The organism is Vibrio sp. R-1, from assembly GCF_035615595.1.
Taxonomy (GTDB): Bacteria; Pseudomonadota; Gammaproteobacteria; order Enterobacterales; family Vibrionaceae; genus Vibrio; species Vibrio cholerae.
Window position 1 is genome coordinate 1 of record NZ_WPDC01000016.1, and the last position, 21,917, is coordinate 21,917.

Below are 21,917 nucleotides of genomic sequence, written 5' to 3' on the forward strand. Positions count from 1 at the left end.
CGACAGGGAAGAAGGTGATGGCTACGGCTTGCAGCTCCTCGCTGAAGGACGTCACGATGGAACTAGGAGGAAAATCGCCGCTGATCATCTGCGATGATGCAGACCTTGATCGGGCCGCTGACATTGCCATGATGGCGAATTTCTTCAGTTCAGGACAGGTCTGTACCAACGGTACGCGAGTGTTTATCCCTTACCATTTACAAGCTCAATTTGAGGAAAAAATCGTTGAACGGATAGCACGTATTCGCTTAGGTAACCCCCAAGACATACAGACCAATTTTGGCCCATTAGTTAGCTTTACTCACCTTGAGCGAGTACTTGAATACATTAAATCCGGTCAAGAGCAGAATGCTCGCTTGTTAACCGGTGGCTATCGAGTTACCGAAGGAGAATTCCGTCAAGGCGCTTACATTGCCCCTACCGTATTTACTGATTGCCATGATGACATGAAGATTGTGCAAGAAGAAATCTTCGGTCCTGTTATGAGCATTTTGACTTATCAGAATGAACAAGAAGTTATCCAGCGAGCCAACAAAACGCTCTACGGTTTGGCAGCAGGAGTGGTCACACAGGATTTAGCTCGTGCCCATCGAATAATTCATCAACTTGAAGCGGGTATTTGCTGGATAAACACTTGGGGTGAATCTCCTGCTCAAATGCCAGTAGGCGGCTATAAGCAATCCGGCATCGGTAGGGAAAATGGTCTGAGTACACTTGCGCATTATACCCGAATTAAATCAATACAAGTTGAGCTGGATAACTTTAACTCTATTTTCTAACTCAGCGCCTATCCCTCTATATAAGGAGATCACATGTCTAAGGAATACGATTACATTATTATTGGCGCTGGCTCTGCTGGTAACGTGTTAGCGACACGCCTAACCGAGGAGAGTGACGTTAGTGTGCTACTACTGGAAGCTGGTGGACCAGACTACCGCCTTGATTTTCGCACCCAAATGCCAGCAGCATTAGCGTACCCATTACAGGGAAGACGCTACAACTGGGCCTATTTAACCGATCCAGAACCACATATGAATTATCGAAGAATGGAGTGTGGTCGAGGTAAAGGGCTTGGTGGTTCATCACTTATCAATGGTATGTGTTACATACGTGGTAATGCGATGGATTTTGATGGTTGGGCTAAACTTAAAGGCCTAGCCGATTGGAGCTATCTTGACTGCCTACCATACTTTCGTAAAGCTGAATGCCGTGATATCGGAGCTAATGACTATCATGGCGATCAGGGACCTGTTCACGTCACTACTCCCAAAGCCAATAATAATCTTCTTTTCCAAGCGATGGTCATGGCAGGCTCTCAAGCCGGGTTTCCTATCACTGATGATTTGAATGGTTATCAGCAAGAAGGTTTTGGCCCCATGGACCGCTCAGTTACACCGCAAGGTCGTCGTTCTAGTACAGCGAGAGGCTATCTCGACCAAGCTAAGCATCGCCCTAATTTAACGATCGTCACACATGCTTTAGCTGACAAAATCTTATTCAGTGGCACACAAGCCACAGGTATCCGCTATTTAGTTAGAAATAACCCGAATGGTCTTGAGGCTCGAGCTAAACGTGAAGTCTTAGTTTGTTCTGGCGCTATTGCTTCGCCCCAATTGTTACAGCGCTCAGGTGTAGGTCCAGCCGCTTTACTCAAAAATCTAAATATTCCTCTCGTGCATGATTTACCCGGTGTTGGTCAAAATCTACAAGATCATTTAGAAATGTACCTGCAATATTCATGTAAACAACCCATTTCCCTCTATCCTTCGCTGCAGTGGTGGAATCAACCCAAAATTGGAGCAGAATGGTTATTGAATGGAACCGGAATTGGTGCCAGCAACCACTTTGAAGCAGGGGGATTTATTCGTACTAGGGATTCATTTGCATGGCCCAATATCCAGTTTCATTTTTTACCGGTGGCCATCAATTATAATGGCAGTAACGCTGTTCAAGAACATGGTTTCCAAGCGCATGTCGGATCAATGCGCTCTCCAAGCCGTGGCCGAGTAGAATTACTCTCTCGGGATCCCCGCAAGCATCCCAGTATCTTGTTTAACTATATGTCGACAGAACAAGATTGGCAGGAATTTCGTGATGCCATTCGTATTACTCGCGAGATCATCCATCAACCAGCTCTTGACCCCTACCGAGGCCGAGAATTGAGCCCTGGGCTCAATAAGCAGAGTGATGCTGAGTTGGATGCATTTATTCGCCAACATGCTGAAACCGCCTTTCATCCTTCATGCTCCTGTAAAATGGGCGAAGATGATATGTCTGTCGTCGATGGAGAAGGAAGGGTCCATGGAGTTCAAAAACTGCGCGTGGTAGATGCTTCAATAATGCCCATTATTATCACTGGAAATCTGAATGCTACCACTATTATGATGGCCGAAAAAATAGCTGATAAAATTCGTGGGCGCACCCCATTACCACGCAGTACAGCAGCCTACTACCAAGCGAATGGAGTCCCAACTAGAACCGAGCCTGTTCGTGCTGTGGTTGATTTCTCCTCGGCGATAATGGCCTAACTCATCATCCCTCGCGACTTGAAATCACAGATAGGCGGCGAGTCATCAACCCATTTGTACAGTCGCAAACTAGCGTTTGGTGAGAGCCAAAGATAGGCTCTCACTGTCCTCGGCTCAATTTAACAACCATTAACCTTAACCATTAGGCTATTTGGCTGTGTTTGTAATCATGTTGATTTCCTTGTTGTATCCTAGCCAAATATTGATTCTGCCCAACTCTGCGTAATTGTCCTGCTTCCATCTCATAAATCTTATCCGCTTGCTCGATGGTCTCTAGGCGATGCGCCACAGAAATCACTGTTTTCCCTTGGCTAAAAGTCTTGATCGCTTGCAATACTTGGGCTTGAGTTTGGCTATCCAGTGCTGAGGTAAACTCATCAAGTAGTAAAATAGGCGCATCATGTAAAAGCGCTCTGGCAATCGACAAACGCTGTCGTTCTCCGCCAGAAATTTGGTTACCATTTTCACCGATCAGCGAATCTAGCCCGTGCGGCAGCTTAGCCACCAAATCGTTCAACCCTGCGGCTTGTATAACTTCCAATAAAACTTGTTCACTCGCTTCAGGCCTAGCAAGTAATAAATTATCGCGTAAGCTCCCACCTAGCAGCTGAACCTCTTGTGTTACATAGGCGATATGGCGATACCACTGCTCTGTGCCTATCTCATCCAGGGTTTTTCCACCCATAGTTAAGCGGCCCTGTGTTGGTATGTGAAATACAGCCAACACATCGAGTAAGCTGCTTTTCCCTGAGCCACTTTTTCCGACTAGAGCAATATGTTCACCCGCAGCTACCTCAAGGTTAATCCCATTGAGTACCGGCTGACCATCTAAGCAAAGATGAATATCTTTGAGTGATAAATCAAAAGCATTTGGTTTTACGCCTTGGGTAATTTGCTGCGGATTCTGGGAAAACTTATACAAACGAGATGCGGCTTTTAACATGTATCGGAGTAAGGCCGCATAAACAGTCATCCGCGTTAATGGCCGAATAGCAACAACAGTTGCAACTACGACCACTAAAAACTGCGATCGATTGAGCCAATCGATCTCCACCAACCAGGCTGCTAAAGCTAAATTGGTCACAAGGCCAAGCTCTAAAATCAGCGTTGCCAGCAACACACCACTTCCGCCGAGCCACTCTAATCCTAATCCTTGATCTTTTTGCTCTTCAATCTGCTGACAGAGTGGTTCTGCCAATCGCTTACTCTGTCCAAAACTGCGCAGCATAGGTAAACAGTCCAGATACTCGAGTAACAAGCTACTGCTTTGCACATTGGACTGGTGAGTATGATCAGCTTGATGGCTAAATCGGCCTTCTACTCGGACTAATACACTAAAGGCTAACCCAAAAATCAGTACTAGAGTTATGGCTAACCAAGGCTGAATGATAGCAAGCACAGCGATCATCACCATCGGTGCCACCCAAGTTGCGACAAACTCCGTCAATAAATGACTGAAGATATCTTCAAACTGCTTGAGATCAGAGGTGAGTAATTTCACTTTTTCACCCAAGCGCTTACCTCGTAAAGCAGCCAAAGGTTGAAGTCGGATATCATTTAATAACTGCTGACGTAATTGATGAGTAATTTGATAGGCACCAAGAAAACTGAGCTTAGTGCTCTGCCCTACTATCCACTGTGCTAAAACCAACGACAGCGCTATCAATAACATAACGGTGAAGGATAGTGACTCGAAAGAGAGTAGAAAACGAAAGAGCAGTAGCCAAATCAGTAGCCCAATCAGTTCAGTCACCACTTTCCCCAGTAAACCGAACCAAAAATGTTGTGTCTTTGCGCCACTGTGTTGAATTAATCGCTGTAAACTATTCATCATTCAGCTCCCGCAATTGACCATTTTGTAATACCAAACGACGATCAACCTGCTTAATTTGGTTGGCTCGATGGCTGATTATTAGTTGAATCTGCTCTGGGGCATAAAGTCGCAATGTTTCAAAAACATTCTGCTCAGTAAAAATATCCAAATGCGCTGTCGCCTCATCCAAAATTAAGATCGGTGCTTTTGTTACCGCCGCTCGGATGATCGCTAAACGCTGCATTTCACCCCCACTGAATGAACGGCAAGCTTCTCCAATCTGGCAATCCAGCTGCTCAGGTAAACGCTGAACTAATTGTGCAAGCCCAAAGCCTGTGAGTAACTGCCAAACTTCATATTCTTCAACATGACGTTTGGTTAAACATAAGTTGTCACGTAAGGATCCGGAAAAAAAGACGACATGTTGATCAACCGAGGCTAAATAATCGCTACGGCTCTCATCGTTAATGTCAGTTATTGGTTGGTCATTGATGTACCAAGCACCAGACGTAGGCATTAATTCACCACGTAAAGAGGCAATTAGAGTACTTTTCCCAACCCCAGATTCTCCCTCAATGGTTATTCGTTGTCCGGGATACACTCTTAAATTCACCTGCTGCAGGATCGTGTGGTGAAGATCACGCTTCACGACAAGATCACGGCATTCAAGAAGCGTTAAACATGAAGGATGAAGAGCATGAGACTCTGTCTCTGCGCATAATGGGAGGATTCGGTCTATCGCAATCAAAGATTGCTGAATTTGTGCAAACACTTGTGTCAAATCTAACCAAGGCTTAAGTAATCCGACGCATACGCACACGACCATGACCAGATCAATCAGAGTTAATTGACCTGCATTGGTAAACAGGATGGCGACAGGCAAAATCAAGATCAGCGAAATTTGAGCCAGCGTGACAAAGGTTACCCAAGCGCCAATCATAATTTGGGTGTATCTTGTCACCATCTTATGGTGAGTTTGTAAAGTTCGACTGAGCTCAAGATAGGAATCCGCATCAACCGCGAATAGCTTCATTACCCCGATGGTACGTAGAAACTCCATTTGTGCTTGATGTAAATGCGCAACGATTTGGTTGTATTTTTGCTGTCTTTCCGCAAACCCGCGCATCATCCAAATTTGTGCGCCCATCGCCAAAGGCAATGGTATTAACGCAATCAGCGCAAGTCGCCAATCAATAGAGAACAACAATCCCACCATAAAAATGGGCATTAGCAAACCATTGATAATATCCGTACCATGGTGCGCAATCAGTGGCTCAAGACTCTGACATTCATCGGTGATGCGCTTTTCGATATCGCCCCGACTCAAACTGCGCAATTTGTCGATTCTCATCTTGGCAAGTGCAAGTACTAAGTGCTGCCTTACTTTCTGAATAATATGGTAAGCCGCCAAATGAGCCTGCCACACAGCTAATCCATAAAGGGCATAGCGCATAATGACTGCCATACACATCAACAGTAAGTAAACCGCCACAGTTTGCCCATGGTAGATCGCCGAGACCACTAAGTAGAGATAAACCCAAAATATAAGCTCAAACACGCTACACAAAATGGCACTAATTACCGATAACGCAACGCGGTTTCGCTCACTTAGCAACATACTCTTCAGTGCCGCCATTCGGCTCATGTTGTCTGAGAGCAACATAAAAACTCCATAAATGGAGGTTATTCTCGTGACAATTTCTTAATACTGCTAACGCAATCGGACATAAAAACAGCGCACATAGATAATCCGATACTCCACCTAGGCTTTTCATTTTTGCGCTAAACCATAGTCAAATCACTTAAATACTAAATCCTGCTAGGGGCGGTTTTCGTCAACTTAGTGCAAGAATCTTTCTATCCAAGTAGTCAATACCCCGCGTTACGGTGTATAACTTTGTCAATAATAAAAACAAGTTAAGAGTTTTTTGCATGGCTGTCGGTTCTGAAGATCTGAATAAACTGGCGTTGCTTTTAAAACCGGGGATGAAGGTATCGGCTGAAATTCATTTTGGCCCTGAAGATACTTATGCGTTCCACACCACCCTGATTGGCCACAAAATTGAGCAATATATTGTGCTGGATCTGCCGCTCAAGGCGCATCAAGCCTTGGTGATGCGTAAACTCAAGAATGTCCCGATCGTCTTACGCGGTATGTGCGACACTGAATTGGGGCATATTTTGGCGTTTCAAAGTTCCATTTTGCAGCCCAGCACTAAACCTTTCTGTGTTTTGTTTATTCGCCCACCTAAACATTTTGCGACCAAAGCGATTCGTAGCCATGAACGTTATAAAGTGGCGATCCCGGCTGAAGTGAGTGAAGACAACAAAAACTATGCGGGCACGTTAGTCGACTTTTCCATTTCAGGTTGCGGGGTGTTTATTGGTGGTGAAAATGAGCTCCATATGGGCTCTAAAGTGCGGATTAATAGTGAACTCGACCCCTTTCTGCCGAAGCGGCTCAAAAGCCATATCGTCAATATTCGGCGTAAATCGAATGGGCATTTGATCGGCATTCAGTTTGAACAACCGATCACTTTGACGGAAACGCTAAAAAAACAGGTTCTTGAACACGCTTTTCTCGCTGGCTCAATTTAAGCCAGCGTTTTTTTGGCCATGATGATATTTGAAATGCTCCAGCGCTTTATGCAAAGTCTGCTCTTTCAGCGGCTTCACTAATACATATTCCGCGCCCGCATGGAAAAATGCTTGCCGTGTTTCTTCTAAGCCATCCGCAGTACAGGCATACACCACCACCGGAAGGTGCAGTACTTTTTTGATGGTGCGCGTGGTCTCAACGCCATCCAGATAGGGTAACTGGTTATCCATCAGCACTAAGTCGTAGTCATGTATTTTGAGCTCTTCAATCGCCTGTAGTCCATCGGTTACCCAGCTCACATCTAAGCCATACTTACGACAGAATGCTTGAGCAATAAAGGCGTTGGTGTGGTTATCCTCCACCAGCAGTACACGCAGAGTCTTATCAAATAACGGTTGAGGATCAGGAGCCGGTAACAACTGCTGCGGAGCATCCGGTCTTTCTACCAGCTCAATCGGTAACTGAATTTCAAAACGTGTACCGATACCATACTCGGAGCTGACGTGCAGTTGACCACTGAGCATTTCCACTAAACTGTGCACAATCGTTAAGCCTAAACCACTTCCGCCGTACTCTCGAGTGGTGGTCGATTCAGCCTGCATGAAGGGTTCAAAAATCACCGTTAAATCTTGTTCGCGTATACCAATCCCCGTATCGACGACTTGAATCACCAACTGAGCTAACGGATCGCCTTCAATTAATTGTAATTCGACACGTATCGAACCTTGGTGAGTAAACTTGATCGCGTTATTGAGCAAATTGAACAAGATTTGGTTAATCCGGATCTGATCGCTGCGCACAATCGCTGCGGTGGTGATATTGGAATTCACCACCAGTTCCAAACCTTTTTCATGACATAAAGGTCGATAAATGCGGTCAATCGCGCACACCAACTCTTTAAGGCGAAACTCATTCTTTTGAATACGGAATTTGCCCTGCTCTAAGCGTGAGAAATCCAAGATGTCATTCAACACCGCGAGCAAATGTTCACCACTGCTGCATAACACAGCCACGTGTTCGCGCTGTTCGTCATTGAGTGGGGTCCGTTTTAGCAGTTGGGAAACGCCGAGCACACCATTGAGCGGCGTGCGCAATTCGTGACTCATTTTGGCCAAAAACTCGGCTCTGACCCGTGCCGACTCTTCCGCTTCGCGCCTTGCGGCTTGGCTTTGTTTCTCCGCTTCCGCGATGGTGGTGATATCTTGCCCTTGAGTAATGATGGAAATGATCTGCCCTTCCACCATGATCGGCGAAAGGTTCCAGCGGTACACACGACCATCTACTTCGGTTGTGACGTCACTCGGATTATTGCCCTGTGCCGCATTAATGATGGTCGGCAACAGTTGGCGTTCAAGAATCTCAAATAAGAAATGGTTTTGCGCATCTTCGCGCAAAAACTGGATTTGCGCTGAGGGATTCATGCGGATCAGCCGACCAGAGGTATTCCAAAGCATGGTCGGTGAGAGCGCAAAGTTAAACAGATCTTCAAACTGCTTTTCTTTATTGGCGAGACGACGGAATGATTGCTCCAACGTTCGCCCAAAATAGTCGAACTCATAAATTTTAGAACCAGCAAACTGGATCTTGGTGTCCAGCTCCATCAATTTATGGGTGTAATTCATTAGGGTTTCGATTTCTCGCTGAATACGTTTTTGTAACCACCAGCGTGATGCTATGGAAACACCAATCATACTGAGCAGCGCAAACGCCATCCAAAAATAGAAATTATCCCGCAGGGTGAGCACATTTTGGTTGGTCTGAATCGAGTAGACGCACAGATAGGTCGGTACATTTTCTACTTCTAAGAAGGTTTGGCCAACAATAAAGCTGTCCCTCATGACATCTTTTCCACTGTGCACCACATAGTCCAGCGAATAAGGTTCATTGCCTTTCAAAGTGGAGACCAGCGGTGTGGTGTCTACGGTCAGAACTAGGTTTTCTGAGTTACTGCCACTGCGGATATTTTCCAACAGCGCAAAGTTATCATTGAGTACGATGCCTACATACAGGTACCCAACCACCTGCCCAGTTCCTGTTTCAATCAGTGATGATCGGCGCATTAACAAATGCACGGGTTTACCATCGCCAGACGTTTGAACCAAATGCCAATTGCCACTGATCGCCACTTTACGGATAAGCTTCTTCAGCTCTTGTTGGGCAATGCCGTAAAAGGAGGCGCTGCCATCATCCCAAAGGATGTTGTCGTGACTGGAAATAAACCGCAGATCCGGTGCATTAGAGAGTTCAAGTTCATCGACACTGGAAAAAAACGCATCCAACCGACTCGAATCTCGGCTGACAAGTGCATTGATTAAACTGATATTTTTGGCTGTGCTGTCTTGGTGAATTCGCAGTGCCGCAAGACGAAAATCAAACAAACTTTGAATCAAGCTGGAGGTTTGAACTGAGGTGCGTTGCCCTTCTTGAGCCATCAAGCGGCTACTGATCTGGTAACTTTGGAATAATACACTGACGATCAGAACGCCCATCACCACCACCACAGCATGGGTGATAAATGAAGCGATGCGCTGTTTATGCTTGATTTGGCTAGGTCGAATGTTCAAACACGTAATCCTCTGCCCTAACGATCCGAATAACGGAAAGCCCGAGCTTTCAGTTCTGCAATACGCGCTGCTGAATCTTGTTTGGTGACCACTTCAAAATCGCCTGAATAGACCAAAGGTACGGCTTTCCCTTCCAAATCCCATTTAATCGCTTCAGCCATCGCCACACCCGTATCGTCATTCATACGCATCACTGTGACATCCAATTCTCCTTTGGCAAGCGCTTCAAGCTCTGCTGAGCCGCCTCCCCAACCATTGACGAGAATATCTTGTCGATTCAGCTCTTTCAGTGCCTGCGCAGCTCCCAAAGCCACGTCCGTCGCACAGGCGTAAATAAAGCCAATTTCTGGATTATTCTTGACGATGTTTAGGGTCGCTTTATAGCCACTTTGCTCGGTTGCCTTGGTGTAATAGGAAGAAGCCAACGGAAAATGGTGCGCCTCGTTCATATCTTGAATGAAGGTGTCTCCCCGCGCTTCACTGATATACCCCTCGGAAAAATAAAGTACTGAGTACGGCTTTTTCGGGGCATGTACTTGGTAATATTGCGCCAATAATTGCGCGCCGTACTCATGATCAAAACCGATGTACATCATGGGCTGCTTGCCTTGCCAATCTTTGACTGGCGTCGTGATGTTTTGCAAAATCAGTTTCGTTTCGGAGGAGTGCAGCACATGCTCAATGAATTTGCGGTGACGGGTGGTATCTAAGGTAAAAATCAGATAATCGCTCTTATTTTTCAGCGCTTCCATCAAGGAAACACTCTGCTGGCGAGTATCAAGATTTGGGCGAGTAAACACCTGATTGATTTGATAGCGAATCCCTAAAGCGTCCATTCGCTTTTCAAACGCTTTGATATTGCGAACCCAATAGTCGGAAATTTGCTGTCCGGGATAGACCACTGAAATAATAACGGGTTGTTTTTGCGCCACCGTCAACGCACTCGGTTTATCACGAACTGTTTGAGCAAAAAGCTCGGAAATTGGCCGCTGTTCAGGGAACTCAGCAAGAAATTCATCATAATGCCAATAGCCTTTTAATGAATCGGCTTGACCAGTTGAGCTGAAGAGCGCTGCCATCAGAAACAGCGGGGATATTAGCTTTCTTTTCATAGCTTCCTCATGAGCTTTTCTTCCTAATGTTCAATTTGAATGATATTCGCTGGCAAACGCCACCATCTCATTGAATCAAGAAGAACTCTTTTGCCCAGATCGGGAAATCGTTGTCACTGATTATTAAGCATGATTGAGGTAATTCATAGTGCAGGTGTGGGAAAAATAGTTTCTCACACCTGCAACTGCTCACTTATTCAGCAAGTTTGTCTTAGAAAGTAAAAGCAAGATTCGCCGAAAGCCCGAATTGGTTATCGCCAGCGTAAGAGCCTGCCAGATCAAAGCTGACGACATCCCACGGACTGACACCAAGACCGACAGAAACCGAGTTATCCAACGAGTTTTGTAAGTCCACTTCATAACCGGCTCTGAGCTGCGCCCAACCCCATACATTCCCTTCCACCCCGAAACGCATAAACTGGGTATCGTCGTTGTCACCGTTGAAGCGGCGCTGTTTGGTGAGATCAAGATCCACCGCGGCGATAAAGAAATCACTCACATAACTGCCTGACACCGCTATTTGGGTATCTAGCTTGTAAGTGTTGTTTCGGTTCTGGGTTTGAATATCCTTCGCAAACAGATCTTTGGCGACGATACCGACACGATACTGATCAATAAGCCACACTGCGCCCATATCTAAGTTGAAGGCGTTATCCTTCACTTCGCTTTTATCGTAGTCATCAAGGTCGAAAGATTTGACCGACGCATTATCTTGATAAGTTCGCAGTTGCTGCACTTTCGGCGTTACGCCCAGCGCAACCGTCTGCCCACCGAGTACCACTTGTTTGCCTACTGCCAAGCCCACTTCGGTATAACCAAACGCAGTTAAATCGACATCGGAACTTTCATAGCGAGTTTTCACCTCATTGGCACTGTTGCCAGATTTCTCGGCCACATTGGCTTTGGCAATCACTTCTGCATAGCCACGGGAGAAAAAGTTGAGGGAGACTGCATCGAGAGGTAGGGCGACTGCAATACCAATCCCTGCTGTGACAGCTAAGGGTTTATCATCCGCCAATTGATCGAGATAACGATTGAGCTGATCTACGTTTTCTTGCGTTGCCGCGCCGACTCCTGCGCGCTCAAACTGTTCAATGGAATCTTGCAAATCATCTATCGTTTTGAGTGATTCATCCTTGTCTTCCGCTCGCAGCCCAATGCTGGGCAGCAAAATACCGAATGAGTCATTTTTACGATACACCGCCGTCAGCGCTGGGTTGTAGTAGGGAGCCAGCAGATAATCCGCCGTAGAAACGCCCGTATTACCCATACCGGCACCGCGAGCATCCATCAACAAATTAGAAGCCAATGCCGAAGAAGAGAAGGCTATTGCCATGACCACTGCTAAAGTACTTTTTGTTTGAATATTCATTCCGTTACCAACCTCATTTTGGGTTATCCCATACACAAGGTTAATACATGAATGATTTTTTCCCAGAAAATAGGGTGACATGGCTCACTAATTGGGCACGTTCACTGAAAAATAATCTCCCGTTGATCAATTCGCGCCATCCCCGCCACCAACGCTTCTTTCTGGGATTTGGAGAGCGCTTTAATTCGGTATTCGAGCTTCAATGCCGCACTTTTGCCATCAGCAACGGGCAATGACCACACCAGTTCTAGTGGGCCTTTGCCACGCAGCGCTTTCGCACCCCTGCCCTTTTGATGTTGGGCAAAGCGGCGCGATACATCGGTAGTGATGCCACAATAGAGTGCGTTATTTGCACAACGCACCAAATAAACAAACCAAGGTGAAGGCAACTCAGCCAAGGTTTCCATTAGCCTAAATGTCGTTCAATCAGTGCGCGCAACTCGGCCACTTCTTCACGCAGTGCTGCCACTTCTTGTTCTAGCTCAGCGTATTGAGAAGAGGCGTTCGCTTCATTGTCTGAGCTCGTGGCAAAAGCCGCCATATCCACTTCACCGCAAAACAGATGATGGTAGCGGGACTCACGCTTACCCGGTTCGCGTGGCAATTTCACCACCAGCGCACCTGAGTCACGATTCGCTAAGAGCTCAAGTACCGCTTCAGTCTCTTTCACATCGGTAAATGTACAGAGTCGATTGGTTCGCGTGCGCAGCTCTCCGGGGGTTTGCGCACCGCGCAGCAATAAGCAGCAGATGAGTCCGAGTTCTTGTTGATTGAGTTTGAGATCGCCAAACTCTGTATTACAGAAGCGGTGTTGGTATTTGCTGGTACGGCTATTAAAGCTGCTTTCATCGCTTACAAGGCGACGAGCGATTAACCCTTCCACCGTGTCTTGCACTTCCGCTTCACTCAAGTTGAGTACCGGTTCGCGATTGCTTTTTTGGTTACAGGCGGTGGTTAAGCTATTGAGTGTCAGTGGATAGTGATCGGGCGTGGTGACTTCTTTTTCAATTAAACAGCCAATTACACGGGCTTCGAGTGGGGAGAGTTGAATATTCATCGTGCTGTCCTTCTGCTGGCGGGCGAACCCGCAGTCGGTATTTAATGCTCAGTTAACAGAGGTAACCGAATCATTTTGCCATTCTCATCAATCATAATGATTCTGGCGCGGTTTAATTCAATTTCGGTCAACTCAAGCTGCTGACGCTCTTTCATGTAAGCCTCTCGCAGTTTGATTGCGACAGCATCAAGCTCAGTTTGCAGCGGCGGTGTGGGGACCAAAATTTCAGAATTACGCATGGTTGCTCATCATGTCTTCATGAATGGCGCACATGATATAGCGCATTATTTCTGATGTACAATTGGCTCGCGCTTTGAATGGCGATTTATTGGTCAAGATAAGCCGCATATTGATCTTAAGTCTGTTATGAAAAGAATTGTTGTGTTTTAATCTTCGCAGTTGCATTAAAAGTAGGAAAAGGAACCTATGAACAGCGTATTTGAAATTGTGAGCTTGGCTCGTCGCAAAAATAAACTTCAACGCGAACTCGATGATAACGAGAAAAAAGTGCGTGATAACCGTAAGCGTGTTGAACTGCTGGTAAACCTGCTTGACTACATCAAGCCAAACATGAGCCACGAAGAGATTCTCGGCATCATCAAAAACATGAAGTCTGACTACGAAGATCGTGTCGATGACCACATCATCAAGAGCGCGGAAATTTCTAAAGAGCGCCGTGATATCAGCCGTCGTATCAAAGACTTAACTGAGCACGATAAGCAGATGACTCAAGGCAAAAAAGCCTAATGATTCCAGACCCACCGCAAGGTGGGTTTTCTTTAGCGCGCCAATCCGTTTATCTCATTCGAATTAAGGTAAAAGCGTTAACGTTTCTATCAATGTCTGCCTTGCAAAAACTGAACGTGATCGACATTAAACGTTTGCGTAATCGCTAACCTTCACCGAACAAAATTCCGAGCCTTTCGTCACATATTTTCCATTGCTATAGTGTCATTAGTGAATCAACAGAGTGCCCTGAAAATCGCAGGTTTGACTAAAATAGCGATAGAGCGGCCTCTTTTCTTGATGGTTTAGCCATACTCAACCCATGGCAAATTCACCAAGAAACCATTCGAGGCATGGAGCTTCCTCACTACTCTCACGATGAGAAGATTGGCACGACACTGACACTGTCCACACTATTAACGAGGGTCAAATAATGGATATGAGTATGGTTGAAATTTTAGGATACGCGGCATCGATCATGGTGGCGGTATCATTGACAATGAAAGACATCGTCAGACTGCGTGTACTGAATTTTATTGGTTGTGCACTGTTTACTGCATACGGTTTGATGATTGATGCTTGGCCTGTCGTCGTGACTAACGGTTTTATTGCCTGCGTCAACGTCTACTTCTTGGTGAAAATGCAACAGGAAAAAAAGCCTGACGCGTCTTCGAGCGCGGCTTAGTTTTCCCTGAAACAATAATGCCCGGTTTACCCGGGCATTATTGTTATGAAGAAAGAAAAATTTTATGGAGAGAGAAAAATTACTCTTCTTCGTTGTGCAGTACTGCCCACGCTTGGGCACATTTCACCGCACGCTTCCAACCTTTATAACGGCGTTGACGCTTCTCTTCATCATGGTGTGGTTTAAAGCTGCGATCGATTTCCGCTTTGCCTTGCAGCTCTTCTAAGCCATCCCAGAAACCAACAGCAAGACCGGCGAGGTAAGCTGCGCCTAATGCGGTGACTTCTGTGACTTTCGGACGATGCACTTCGGTATCCAATACATCCGCTTGGAACTGCATCAGGAAGTTGTTGGCGACCGCACCACCATCGACACGCAGCGCAGAAAGCTTGATACCAGAATCGGCTTGCATCGCATCCAACACATCACGCGTTTGGTAAGCGATACTTTCCAGCGTTGCGCGAATAATGTGGTTTGAATTCACACCACGGGTTAAGCCGACAATTGTCCCACGCGCATACGCATCCCAGTAGGGAGCGCCTAAACCCGTAAAGGCTGGCACCACATACACACCATTTGAGGTATCCACTTTGGTGGCGAAGTACTCTGAGTCGCGAGCATCGGAAATCAGTTTCAGCTCATCACGCAGCCATTGAATGGATGCACCGCCCATAAACACCGCCCCTTCCAGTGCATAAGCCGGTTCACCGCGTGGGCCACACGCTAGCGTGGTCAGCAAGCCGTTGTGCGAGGTCACTTTTTCCTGTCCTGTGTTCATCAGCAAGAAGCAGCCCGTACCGTAGGTGTTTTTCGCTTGTCCCGCTTGTACACACATTTGGCCGTACAGCGCCGCTTGTTGGTCACCGGCAATCCCCGCGATTGGAATACGCGTACCGCCTTTACCACCAATGTTGGTTTGACCGTACACTTCAGACGATTTTTTCACTTCCGGCATCATGGAGAGCGGGATATTAAATTCGGCGAGGATCTTTTCATCCCACTGCAAGGTGTTGATGTTGAACAGCATAGTACGGGATGCGTTGGTGTAATCGGTCACATGCACACGGCCTTGAGTCATTTTCCACACTAGCCATGTATCAACCGTACCAAACAGCAGTTGTCCTGCTTCAGCTTGCTCGCGTGCGCCTTCGACATTGTCCAGAATCCATTTAATTTTGGTACCTGAGAAGTAAGGGTCGAGCACCAAACCAGTATTGTCGCGAATGTAACTTTCTAAACCGCGCGCTTTCAGCTCTTCACAAATGGCAGCAGTACGGCGACATTGCCAAACAATCGCGTTGTAGACAGGCTTACCCGTCTCTTTATTCCACACTACCGTGGTTTCACGTTGGTTGGTAATACCGATAGCGGCAACTTCATCACTGCGAATACCCGCTTTGCCCAGCGCTTCAACCAATGTTGAGCTTTGCGTAGCGTAGATTTCCATTGGATCGTGTTCCACCCACCCGGCTTGCGGGTAGATTTGGGTAAACTCACGCTGAGAAACGCTCACGATGTTCGCATCATGGTCTAACACCACGGCACGAGAGCTGGTAGTACCTTGATCGAGAGCGACGACGTATTTTTGCTCAGTCATGTTCTATTCCTTATGGTTTCACGTTCTTGCTTTACCCCAGCATGGCGATCACACCGAATCGCTGGAGTAGTCTCTATTGTTATTGAATATACTTTTGTTAAGTTTAACCCGCTGCTATGCGCGCGCTTCTTCACTCTCTTCTGCCGTGTCACATTGGTTCGGAATAGTGCAACCCGTCCCCGTTTTTGGCAGATAAGCCGCGATAAACTTTGGATATGCCCACGCGCCAAAACATGCGCCCAGAATCGGAGCCACAATCGGTACGATGAAGTAAGGGATCTCTTTTGCGCCAGTTAGGGCGTAATCCCATCCCGCGAAGTAGGCAAACAGTTTAGGACCGAAATCACGCGCAGGATTCATGGCAAAGCCTGTCAATGGACCTAATGAGCCACCAATCACCGCAATCAAAATACCGATTAGCAAGGGGTTCATCGCATTGCGATGCGCGCCATTGTTTTCATCACCCAACGCCAAAATCGCGAACATCAGTACCGCTGTAATGGTGAACTCAACGGCCATGGCTCCCATAAAAGAGAGTGAAGCATGCGGATAAGTTGAGAAGATCCCCGCTGTCGCTAAGGCTTCTTGGCTGCTGCGTACAAAATTGTGGGCGATTTCGTAGTCGGTAAAAAGGTTGCTGTACAAGCTGTAGACCAATGCCGCCGCACAAAACGCACCAGCCACTTGCGAAACGATGTAAGGTAACACTTTCGCTTTATCAAAGCCGTGGAAAGCGGCCAGAGCGATAGTGACGGCAGGGTTAATGTGCGCGCCAGAAACCCCAGCCGTACAATAAATGGCAATCGATACGCCAAAACCCCAGACAATGCTGATTTCCCACTGTCCGAATTGAGCACCTGCTAAAACGAGTGCGGCCACGCAGCCGACGCCGAAGAAAATCAGTAATCCTGTACCGATAAACTCGGCGATACACTGCCCGAGCAGAGTATGTTGCTTTGTTTGGTTCATAGTTCAGAGTCCTTTTTATTATCTTGCTACCAGAGCCGTATCGAACAGCAATCCACACCCGTTATACTTAGAAAGTCAGCATAAATATCTGCAGTCTCACTATTTTTCGGTTTATATTGTGGTCGCCGCCTACACCCGTCGGCTCTAATCGCATCATGACATAGCCGTTATTGGATGAACAATCTCACTGTTCGCGGTGAATCTGGCACAAAAATATCACCTCGAAAACAAACGACCGCAATTAATGAGTGTTCGAGCACAATTTTGTTATTAACAAATTCGTTTTTTGTTAAACAACGCATCTTTTTTCTCTCTCTTCTCCGATGTCTGAAAATGGCTAATCTTTTGGTTTAGCAATCACTAAATCATGAGTGCAAGCCAGATTTAACGCACGATCGCGCTAAAAAATCGACAGATATTCCCTTATTAAGTCACGAACATATTCACTCAAACGAACATTAAATGTGTCATACATGTTACAAACAGTGTTAATCATCAATAAGTGAATCGCATAAAATTACGCCACTGAAAGGTTCCATCCACTTCTATCCGCTATTTAATGCTCGTTCGCGCTTTTGTGAGCAAAACAACGAACATGAAATGAAAATAATGGCACACTAACCGTATGTGTTTTGATTGCATAAGGTTGAGCTCATGACGGCTTATCAAAGAATGGAAACCGACGTGGTCATCATTGGCGGCGGCGCAACAGGAACCGGAATCTTGCGCGACTGCGCATTGCGCGGATTGCGCTGTATTCTGGTTGAAAAAGATGACATTGCCGCGGGCACCACAGGTCGCAATCATGGTTTGCTGCACTCCGGCGCTCGTTACGCGGTCACTGACTCTGAGTCGGCACGCGAGTGTATCCAAGAGAACAAAATTCTGAAATCCATCGCGCGCCACTGCGTTGAAGCCACCGATGGTTTGTTTATCACTCTGCCAGAAGATGATTTAGGCTTTCAGGAGTCGTTTATTCACGCCTGCAGTGATGCAGGGATTGAAACGCAGCGCTTAACACCTAAAGAAGCCTTGTTACTTGAGCCGAATGTCAACCCTGCTTTGATTGGCGCGGTGAAAGTGCCTGACGGTACGCTCGACCCTTTTCGCCTGTGTGCGGCCAATGTGCTGGATGCCAAAGAACATGGCGCGCGAATGTTTAACCGCACTATTGTGACCCAGTTGATCCGTGAGGGAGATACCGTGCTTGGCGTGCGTTGCCAGCATTTAGGCAGTGGCGCTAAGTTTGATATTTTCGCCCAGCAAGTGATTAATGCGGCAGGTATTTGGGGACAAAACATCTGCGAATACGCGGACCTCAACATCAAGATGTTCCCCGCCAAAGGCTCGCTGCTGATCTTGGATTACCGCATTAATAATCTGGTGATCAACCGCTGCCGCAAGCCATCCGATGCGGACATTTTGGTTCCCGGCGATACCATTTCGCTGATTGGTACCACTTCCGAGCACATTGATTATGACCAGATCGATAATCTGCATGTCACTGAACGAGAAGTGGATATTTTGCTCGCCGAGGGCGCCAAACTTGCCCCCATTATGGCCAACACTCGCGTATTGCGCGCTTATGCGGGCGTTCGCCCACTGGTTGCAGTGGATGACGATGGCAGTGGCCGCAATATCAGTCGTGGCATTGTTTTGCTGGATCACGAGCAGCGTGACGGCTTGAAAGGCTTCACCACCATTACCGGTGGCAAACTCATGACTTACCGTTTGATGGCCGAGTGGGCCACCGATCTGGTCGCCAAGAAACTTGGCAATACTCAAAGCTGCCAAACGCATCTGCGCCCTTTACCAGGCTCTCAGCAAGCACCAAAAACGCTCAAAAAGACCGCCAGTATCGCCAAACCGGTTTATGAATCCGCCATTTATCGCCACGGTGAACGTGCCGCGAGCTTTTTAGCCGATGATGCGAAAAGCCAAGCGGTGATCTGCGAGTGCGAAATGGTCACCGCCGGTGAAATTGAGTACGCGATCAAGCAGTTGGATGTGAATAATTTGGTCGACCTACGACGCCGTACTCGTTTGGGTATGGGGCCTTGTCAGGGCGAGCTATGCAGCTATCGCGCAGCCAGTCTGTTTAGTGAATACGGACAAGTTTCGGGTTGCCAATCGAGCCACTTATTGGTCGATTTTCTGGAAGAGCGCTGGAAAGGCATCAAACCGATTTTCTGGGGCGATGCGCTACGCGAAGCAGAATTTAGCTACTGGATTTACGAAGGCTTGCTCGGTGCAAGCGATTTACCTTCCTTCGACTCAGCCACGGAGAAACAACAATGATGCATTATGATGTGGCCGTCATCGGTGGCGGAATTGCCGGATACAGCGCCGCCCTGCGCGCCCTGCAAGCCGGAAAAAAAGTGGTGTTAATCAACCAAGGGCAAAGTGCGCTGCATTTTTCTTCCGGCTCGATTGATGTGCTTGGCCGTTTGCCGGATGGCAGCGTAGTGAATCAGCCGTTTGACGCACTTTCAGCTTTACAACAGCAAGCACCAGAGCACCCTTACAGCAAAGTCGGACGCAAAAACAGCGAAAAAGGTTTGATGTGGTTCAAACGTACTTTAGACAGTGCACACGTCCCTTTGCATCACGAACCCGATGGGGCCAACCACTGGCGCATTACCCCACTTGGTACCCTAAAAAATACTTGGCTGTCACAGCCTTTTGTTTACCCTTATCGTGGTAATGCCGATTTTTCACGCATTATGATTGTTGCGATTGACGGCTATCGCGATTTTCAACCTGCGATGCTGCGCGATAACCTCGCTCAGCGCCCTGAGTTTGCTAACACGCCGATGCTCACGGTGAATGTTTCTATCCCCGGCTTTGAAGGGTTCAGACGTAATCCTAACGAGCTGCGCTCGATTGATATTGCCCGTTTGCTGCGCCAAGAATCGGCGTGGAATGCATTGTGCGACCAACTGATGCGCGTTGCGCGTCCAGATGATCTGGTGATCATGCCTGCCATCATGGGCAACGGTGATGGTTTGCATTTGATGACCAAACTCCAACAGGTAACCCAACTGCGCTTTCATGAAGTGCCAACCATGCCCCCATCACTGCTCGGGATCCGCATTGAAGAAGCGCTGCATCGTAGTTTCATCCAAGGTGGCGGCGTGCAACTCAAGGGAGACAAAGTGATTGGTGGCGATTTTGCAGGCTCTCGCCTCACCGCTATTCATACTCAAAATCTGCGCGATTTCCCGATCGGTGCTGAGCACTATGTGATGGCGACTGGCAGTTACTTCAGCCAAGGATTACAAGCCTCACAACATGCGATTCAAGAGCCGATCTTTGCGCTGGACGTCCAGCAAAACCCTGACCGCGCTCAGTGGCGACATGCCCAATTTATCGCCGCACAATCACACCCGTTTATGACTTTCGGTGTCACTACCGATGCCAATCTCCATCCGTCACGCCAAGGCAAAACCATTGACAATCTTTGGTGTTGCGGCGCAATGCTCAGTGGGTACGACCCCGTGTTTGAAGGCTGCGGTGGAGGCGTAGCGATTGCAACCGCTTATCATGCCGTGGAACAGATCCTTGCGACTTATGCGCAAACCAAACAACCGGAGGTGCTGCTATGAACCATGCCTTTATTCATTCTGCACCGCAAAATACCACCTTTGATCAATGCATCAAATGCACGGTGTGTACCGTGTATTGCCCCGTTGCCAAAGCCAACCCAAACTATCCCGGCCCCAAACAGTGTGGCCCAGATGGTGAGCGTTTACGGATTAAAAGTGCCGAATACTATGATGACGCGCTCAAGCTGTGTACCAACTGTAAACGCTGTGAAACCGCCTGCCCTTCAGGCGTCAAAATTGGCGATATGATCGCCGTGGCGCGTGGCAAATACGGCAAAAAACCGCTTAACCCTAAATTGGTGCGCGACTTTGTGCTCAGCCACACCGACTTATTTGGCTCGATCGCCACGCCGTTTGCGCCACTCGTCAACGCCGCAACCTCGTTGCCATTGGTGAAAAAGCTGATGCACAAAACCATTGGCGTGCATGACCATAAAACCTTGCCCAAATATTCGCACGGCACCTTCCGCCGCTGGTTTAAACAGAACTGTACCAGCCAGCCGCTCTACCAAAGACAAGTAGCTTATTTCCATGGTTGCTACGTTAACTATAACCATCCGCCACTGGGCAAAGACTTTGTGCGAGTGATGAACGCGATGAACATTGGTGTGCGTTTGCTCGATAGCGAAAAGTGTTGCGGAGTACCTTTGATCGCCAATGGTTTTCACAACAAAGCGCGTAAAAACGCGCTGCACAACGTCAAACACCTTACGGCTATGGTCAATGATTACCATGCGCCGGTGCTTTCCACCTCTTCCACCTGCTCGTTTACCTTGCAGCAAGAATACCCGCATGTGCTAGGCGTAGATAACAGCCAAGTGGTGGATCAAATTCATTATGTGACGCGTTTTCTGCTCAAAGAGTTTATGAGCGGTAACGCGCCGAAGATGAAACCCGTCCACAAAAAAGTGGTTTACCACACGCCTTGCCATTTAGAGCGCAGTGGTAATGTGATGTTTACGATTGAGCTGCTAAAAATGATCCCCGGCTTGGAGCTGGTGGTGCTCGACAGTGAGTGTTGTGGCCTAGCCGGAACCTATGGTTTTAAAGAAGAGAACTACGAGGTATCGAAGAAAATTGGTTCGCATCTGTTTGATGCGATTCAAACCTCTGATGCCGATTATGCGGTGACCGATTGTGAAACCTGTAAGTGGCAAATCGAAGAAAACGCGCATTTGGAAACCATTCATCCGGTGAGTTTACTGGCGATGGCGCTAATCGATGAGCCTCGTGCTTGAGCGTGAATAGCCACTTCCTACTTGAAGCCAAAAGCTGGACGGAAATATTAAA

Annotated in this window: 18 protein-coding genes; 8 read left to right on the top strand and 10 right to left on the bottom strand. The window is 47.3% G+C overall.

Features of this window, described 5'->3' with window-relative positions; all coding sequences use genetic code 11:
* Together GOU96_RS05580 and betA are read left to right on the top strand one after the other, a co-directional pair.
* Positions 1-779: aldehyde dehydrogenase family protein (locus tag GOU96_RS05580; RefSeq protein WP_324701946.1), on the top strand; the 779-nt coding region annotated here is incomplete at its 5' end.
* 33 nt (positions 780-812) lie between these two features.
* On the top strand, positions 813-2,528 hold the full coding sequence (betA, locus tag GOU96_RS05585; protein WP_267781728.1) for a choline dehydrogenase: 1,716 nt from the start codon (positions 813-815) through the stop codon (positions 2,526-2,528).
* A 142-nt stretch (positions 2,529-2,670) separates the two neighbouring features.
* Here the strand turns inward: betA and GOU96_RS05590 are convergent, their stop codons facing one another.
* Positions 2,671-4,359, bottom strand: coding sequence for an ABC transporter ATP-binding protein (locus GOU96_RS05590; protein ID WP_267781726.1), 1,689 nt, complete (start codon positions 4,357-4,359; stop codon positions 2,671-2,673).
* Positions 4,352-6,004, bottom strand: coding sequence for an ABC transporter ATP-binding protein (locus GOU96_RS05595; RefSeq protein WP_000926949.1), 1,653 nt, complete (start codon positions 6,002-6,004; stop codon positions 4,352-4,354). The genes GOU96_RS05590 and GOU96_RS05595 overlap by 8 nt, the downstream gene beginning before the upstream one ends.
* Positions 6,005-6,273: 269 nt before the next feature.
* On the opposite strand from GOU96_RS05595, the gene GOU96_RS05600 reads away from it, so the two are divergent.
* Positions 6,274-6,939, top strand: coding sequence for a PilZ domain-containing protein (locus GOU96_RS05600; protein ID WP_000268201.1), 666 nt, complete (start codon positions 6,274-6,276; stop codon positions 6,937-6,939).
* Here GOU96_RS05600 and luxQ read toward each other — a convergent pair.
* The 6 genes from luxQ to GOU96_RS05630 all read right to left on the bottom strand — a co-directional run bounded on the left by luxQ (position 6,931) and on the right by GOU96_RS05630 (position 13,284).
* A complete protein-coding gene (gene luxQ / locus GOU96_RS05605; protein WP_324701947.1) occupies positions 6,931-9,504 on the bottom strand; it encodes a quorum-sensing autoinducer 2 sensor kinase/phosphatase LuxQ in 2,574 nt (857 codons plus the stop codon). The genes GOU96_RS05600 and luxQ overlap by 9 nt on opposite strands.
* Positions 9,505-9,521: 17 nt before the next feature.
* Entirely contained in the window at positions 9,522-10,616 is a 1,095-nt protein-coding gene (locus GOU96_RS05610) for an autoinducer 2-binding periplasmic protein LuxP (RefSeq protein ID WP_267782826.1), read from the bottom strand.
* A gap of 211 nt (positions 10,617-10,827) precedes the next feature.
* On the bottom strand, positions 10,828-11,988 hold the full coding sequence (gene traF / locus GOU96_RS05615; RefSeq protein ID WP_057558274.1) for a conjugal transfer protein TraF: 1,161 nt from the start codon (positions 11,986-11,988) through the stop codon (positions 10,828-10,830).
* Positions 11,989-12,089: 101 nt separating this feature from the next.
* Complete coding sequence (locus GOU96_RS05620) at positions 12,090-12,395, bottom strand: GIY-YIG nuclease family protein (RefSeq protein WP_033932000.1); 306 nt, start codon at positions 12,393-12,395, stop codon at positions 12,090-12,092.
* Positions 12,395-13,045: a YceH family protein gene (locus tag GOU96_RS05625; protein ID WP_033931999.1), complete on the bottom strand. Its 651-nt coding sequence runs from the start codon at positions 13,043-13,045 to the stop codon at positions 12,395-12,397. Before GOU96_RS05625 ends, GOU96_RS05620 begins: the two co-directional genes overlap by 1 nt.
* A gap of 41 nt (positions 13,046-13,086) precedes the next feature.
* On the bottom strand, positions 13,087-13,284 hold the full coding sequence (locus tag GOU96_RS05630) for a hypothetical protein (protein WP_001246073.1): 198 nt from the start codon (positions 13,282-13,284) through the stop codon (positions 13,087-13,089).
* 187 nt (positions 13,285-13,471) lie between these two features.
* On the opposite strand from GOU96_RS05630, the gene GOU96_RS05635 reads away from it, so the two are divergent.
* Entirely contained in the window at positions 13,472-13,792 is a 321-nt protein-coding gene (locus tag GOU96_RS05635; protein WP_001089529.1) for a DUF496 family protein, read from the top strand.
* A gap of 412 nt (positions 13,793-14,204) precedes the next feature.
* The gene (locus GOU96_RS05640; protein ID WP_001882582.1) at positions 14,205-14,456 is read left to right on the top strand and encodes a YgjV family protein; all 252 of its coding nucleotides are present in this window, start codon (positions 14,205-14,207) and stop codon (positions 14,454-14,456) included.
* 79 nt (positions 14,457-14,535) lie between these two features.
* Here the strand turns inward: GOU96_RS05640 and glpK are convergent, their stop codons facing one another.
* A complete protein-coding gene (glpK, locus tag GOU96_RS05645) occupies positions 14,536-16,053 on the bottom strand; it encodes a glycerol kinase GlpK (protein WP_000139392.1) in 1,518 nt (505 codons plus the stop codon).
* Positions 16,054-16,167: 114 nt separating this feature from the next.
* Positions 16,168-17,022, bottom strand: a complete 855-nt coding sequence (locus GOU96_RS05650; RefSeq protein ID WP_001076945.1) for an MIP/aquaporin family protein — start codon at positions 17,020-17,022, stop codon at positions 16,168-16,170.
* A 654-nt stretch (positions 17,023-17,676) separates the two neighbouring features.
* Here GOU96_RS05650 and glpA point away from each other — a divergent pair.
* Genes glpA through glpC form a run of 3 tightly spaced genes read left to right on the top strand, consistent with a single transcriptional unit; the run spans position 17,677 to position 21,865 of the window.
* Positions 17,677-19,320, top strand: a complete 1,644-nt coding sequence (gene glpA, locus GOU96_RS05655; protein ID WP_000128109.1) for an anaerobic glycerol-3-phosphate dehydrogenase subunit A — start codon at positions 17,677-17,679, stop codon at positions 19,318-19,320.
* Complete coding sequence (gene glpB, locus GOU96_RS05660) at positions 19,317-20,627, top strand: glycerol-3-phosphate dehydrogenase subunit GlpB (RefSeq protein ID WP_267782824.1); 1,311 nt, start codon at positions 19,317-19,319, stop codon at positions 20,625-20,627. The genes glpA and glpB overlap by 4 nt, the downstream gene beginning before the upstream one ends.
* Positions 20,624-21,865 carry an anaerobic glycerol-3-phosphate dehydrogenase subunit GlpC gene (gene glpC, locus GOU96_RS05665; RefSeq protein WP_267782822.1) on the top strand — a complete coding sequence of 414 codons (1,242 nt, stop codon included), beginning with the start codon at positions 20,624-20,626 and terminating at the stop codon, positions 21,863-21,865. The genes glpB and glpC overlap by 4 nt, the downstream gene beginning before the upstream one ends.
* The last annotated feature ends 52 nt before the right edge of the window (positions 21,866-21,917 follow it).

Excerpts from the sequence above, each read along its gene's own strand:
- GOU96_RS05600 (WP_000268201.1), top strand. The coding sequence starts at position 6,274 with ATGGCTGTCGGTTCTGAAGATCTGAATAAACTGGCGTTGCTTTTAAAA.
- glpA (WP_000128109.1), top strand. The coding sequence starts at position 17,677 with ATGACGGCTTATCAAAGAATGGAAACCGACGTGGTCATCATTGGCGGC.
- GOU96_RS05635 (WP_001089529.1), top strand. The coding sequence starts at position 13,472 with ATGAACAGCGTATTTGAAATTGTGAGCTTGGCTCGTCGCAAAAATAAA.
- GOU96_RS05595 (WP_000926949.1), bottom strand. The coding sequence starts at position 6,004 with ATGTTGCTCTCAGACAACATGAGCCGAATGGCGGCACTGAAGAGTATG.
- GOU96_RS05640 (WP_001882582.1), top strand. The coding sequence starts at position 14,205 with ATGGATATGAGTATGGTTGAAATTTTAGGATACGCGGCATCGATCATG.
- GOU96_RS05610 (WP_267782826.1), bottom strand. The coding sequence starts at position 10,616 with ATGAAAAGAAAGCTAATATCCCCGCTGTTTCTGATGGCAGCGCTCTTC.
- GOU96_RS05590 (WP_267781726.1), bottom strand. The coding sequence starts at position 4,359 with ATGAATAGTTTACAGCGATTAATTCAACACAGTGGCGCAAAGACACAA.
- GOU96_RS05630 (WP_001246073.1), bottom strand. The coding sequence starts at position 13,284 with ATGCGTAATTCTGAAATTTTGGTCCCCACACCGCCGCTGCAAACTGAG.
- glpB (WP_267782824.1), top strand. The coding sequence starts at position 19,317 with ATGATGCATTATGATGTGGCCGTCATCGGTGGCGGAATTGCCGGATAC.
- betA (WP_267781728.1), top strand. The coding sequence starts at position 813 with ATGTCTAAGGAATACGATTACATTATTATTGGCGCTGGCTCTGCTGGT.
- GOU96_RS05625 (WP_033931999.1), bottom strand. The coding sequence starts at position 13,045 with ATGAATATTCAACTCTCCCCACTCGAAGCCCGTGTAATTGGCTGTTTA.
- traF (WP_057558274.1), bottom strand. The coding sequence starts at position 11,988 with ATGAATATTCAAACAAAAAGTACTTTAGCAGTGGTCATGGCAATAGCC.
- glpK (WP_000139392.1), bottom strand. The coding sequence starts at position 16,053 with ATGACTGAGCAAAAATACGTCGTCGCTCTCGATCAAGGTACTACCAGC.
- glpC (WP_267782822.1), top strand. The coding sequence starts at position 20,624 with ATGAACCATGCCTTTATTCATTCTGCACCGCAAAATACCACCTTTGAT.
- GOU96_RS05650 (WP_001076945.1), bottom strand. The coding sequence starts at position 17,022 with ATGAACCAAACAAAGCAACATACTCTGCTCGGGCAGTGTATCGCCGAG.
- GOU96_RS05620 (WP_033932000.1), bottom strand. The coding sequence starts at position 12,395 with ATGGAAACCTTGGCTGAGTTGCCTTCACCTTGGTTTGTTTATTTGGTG.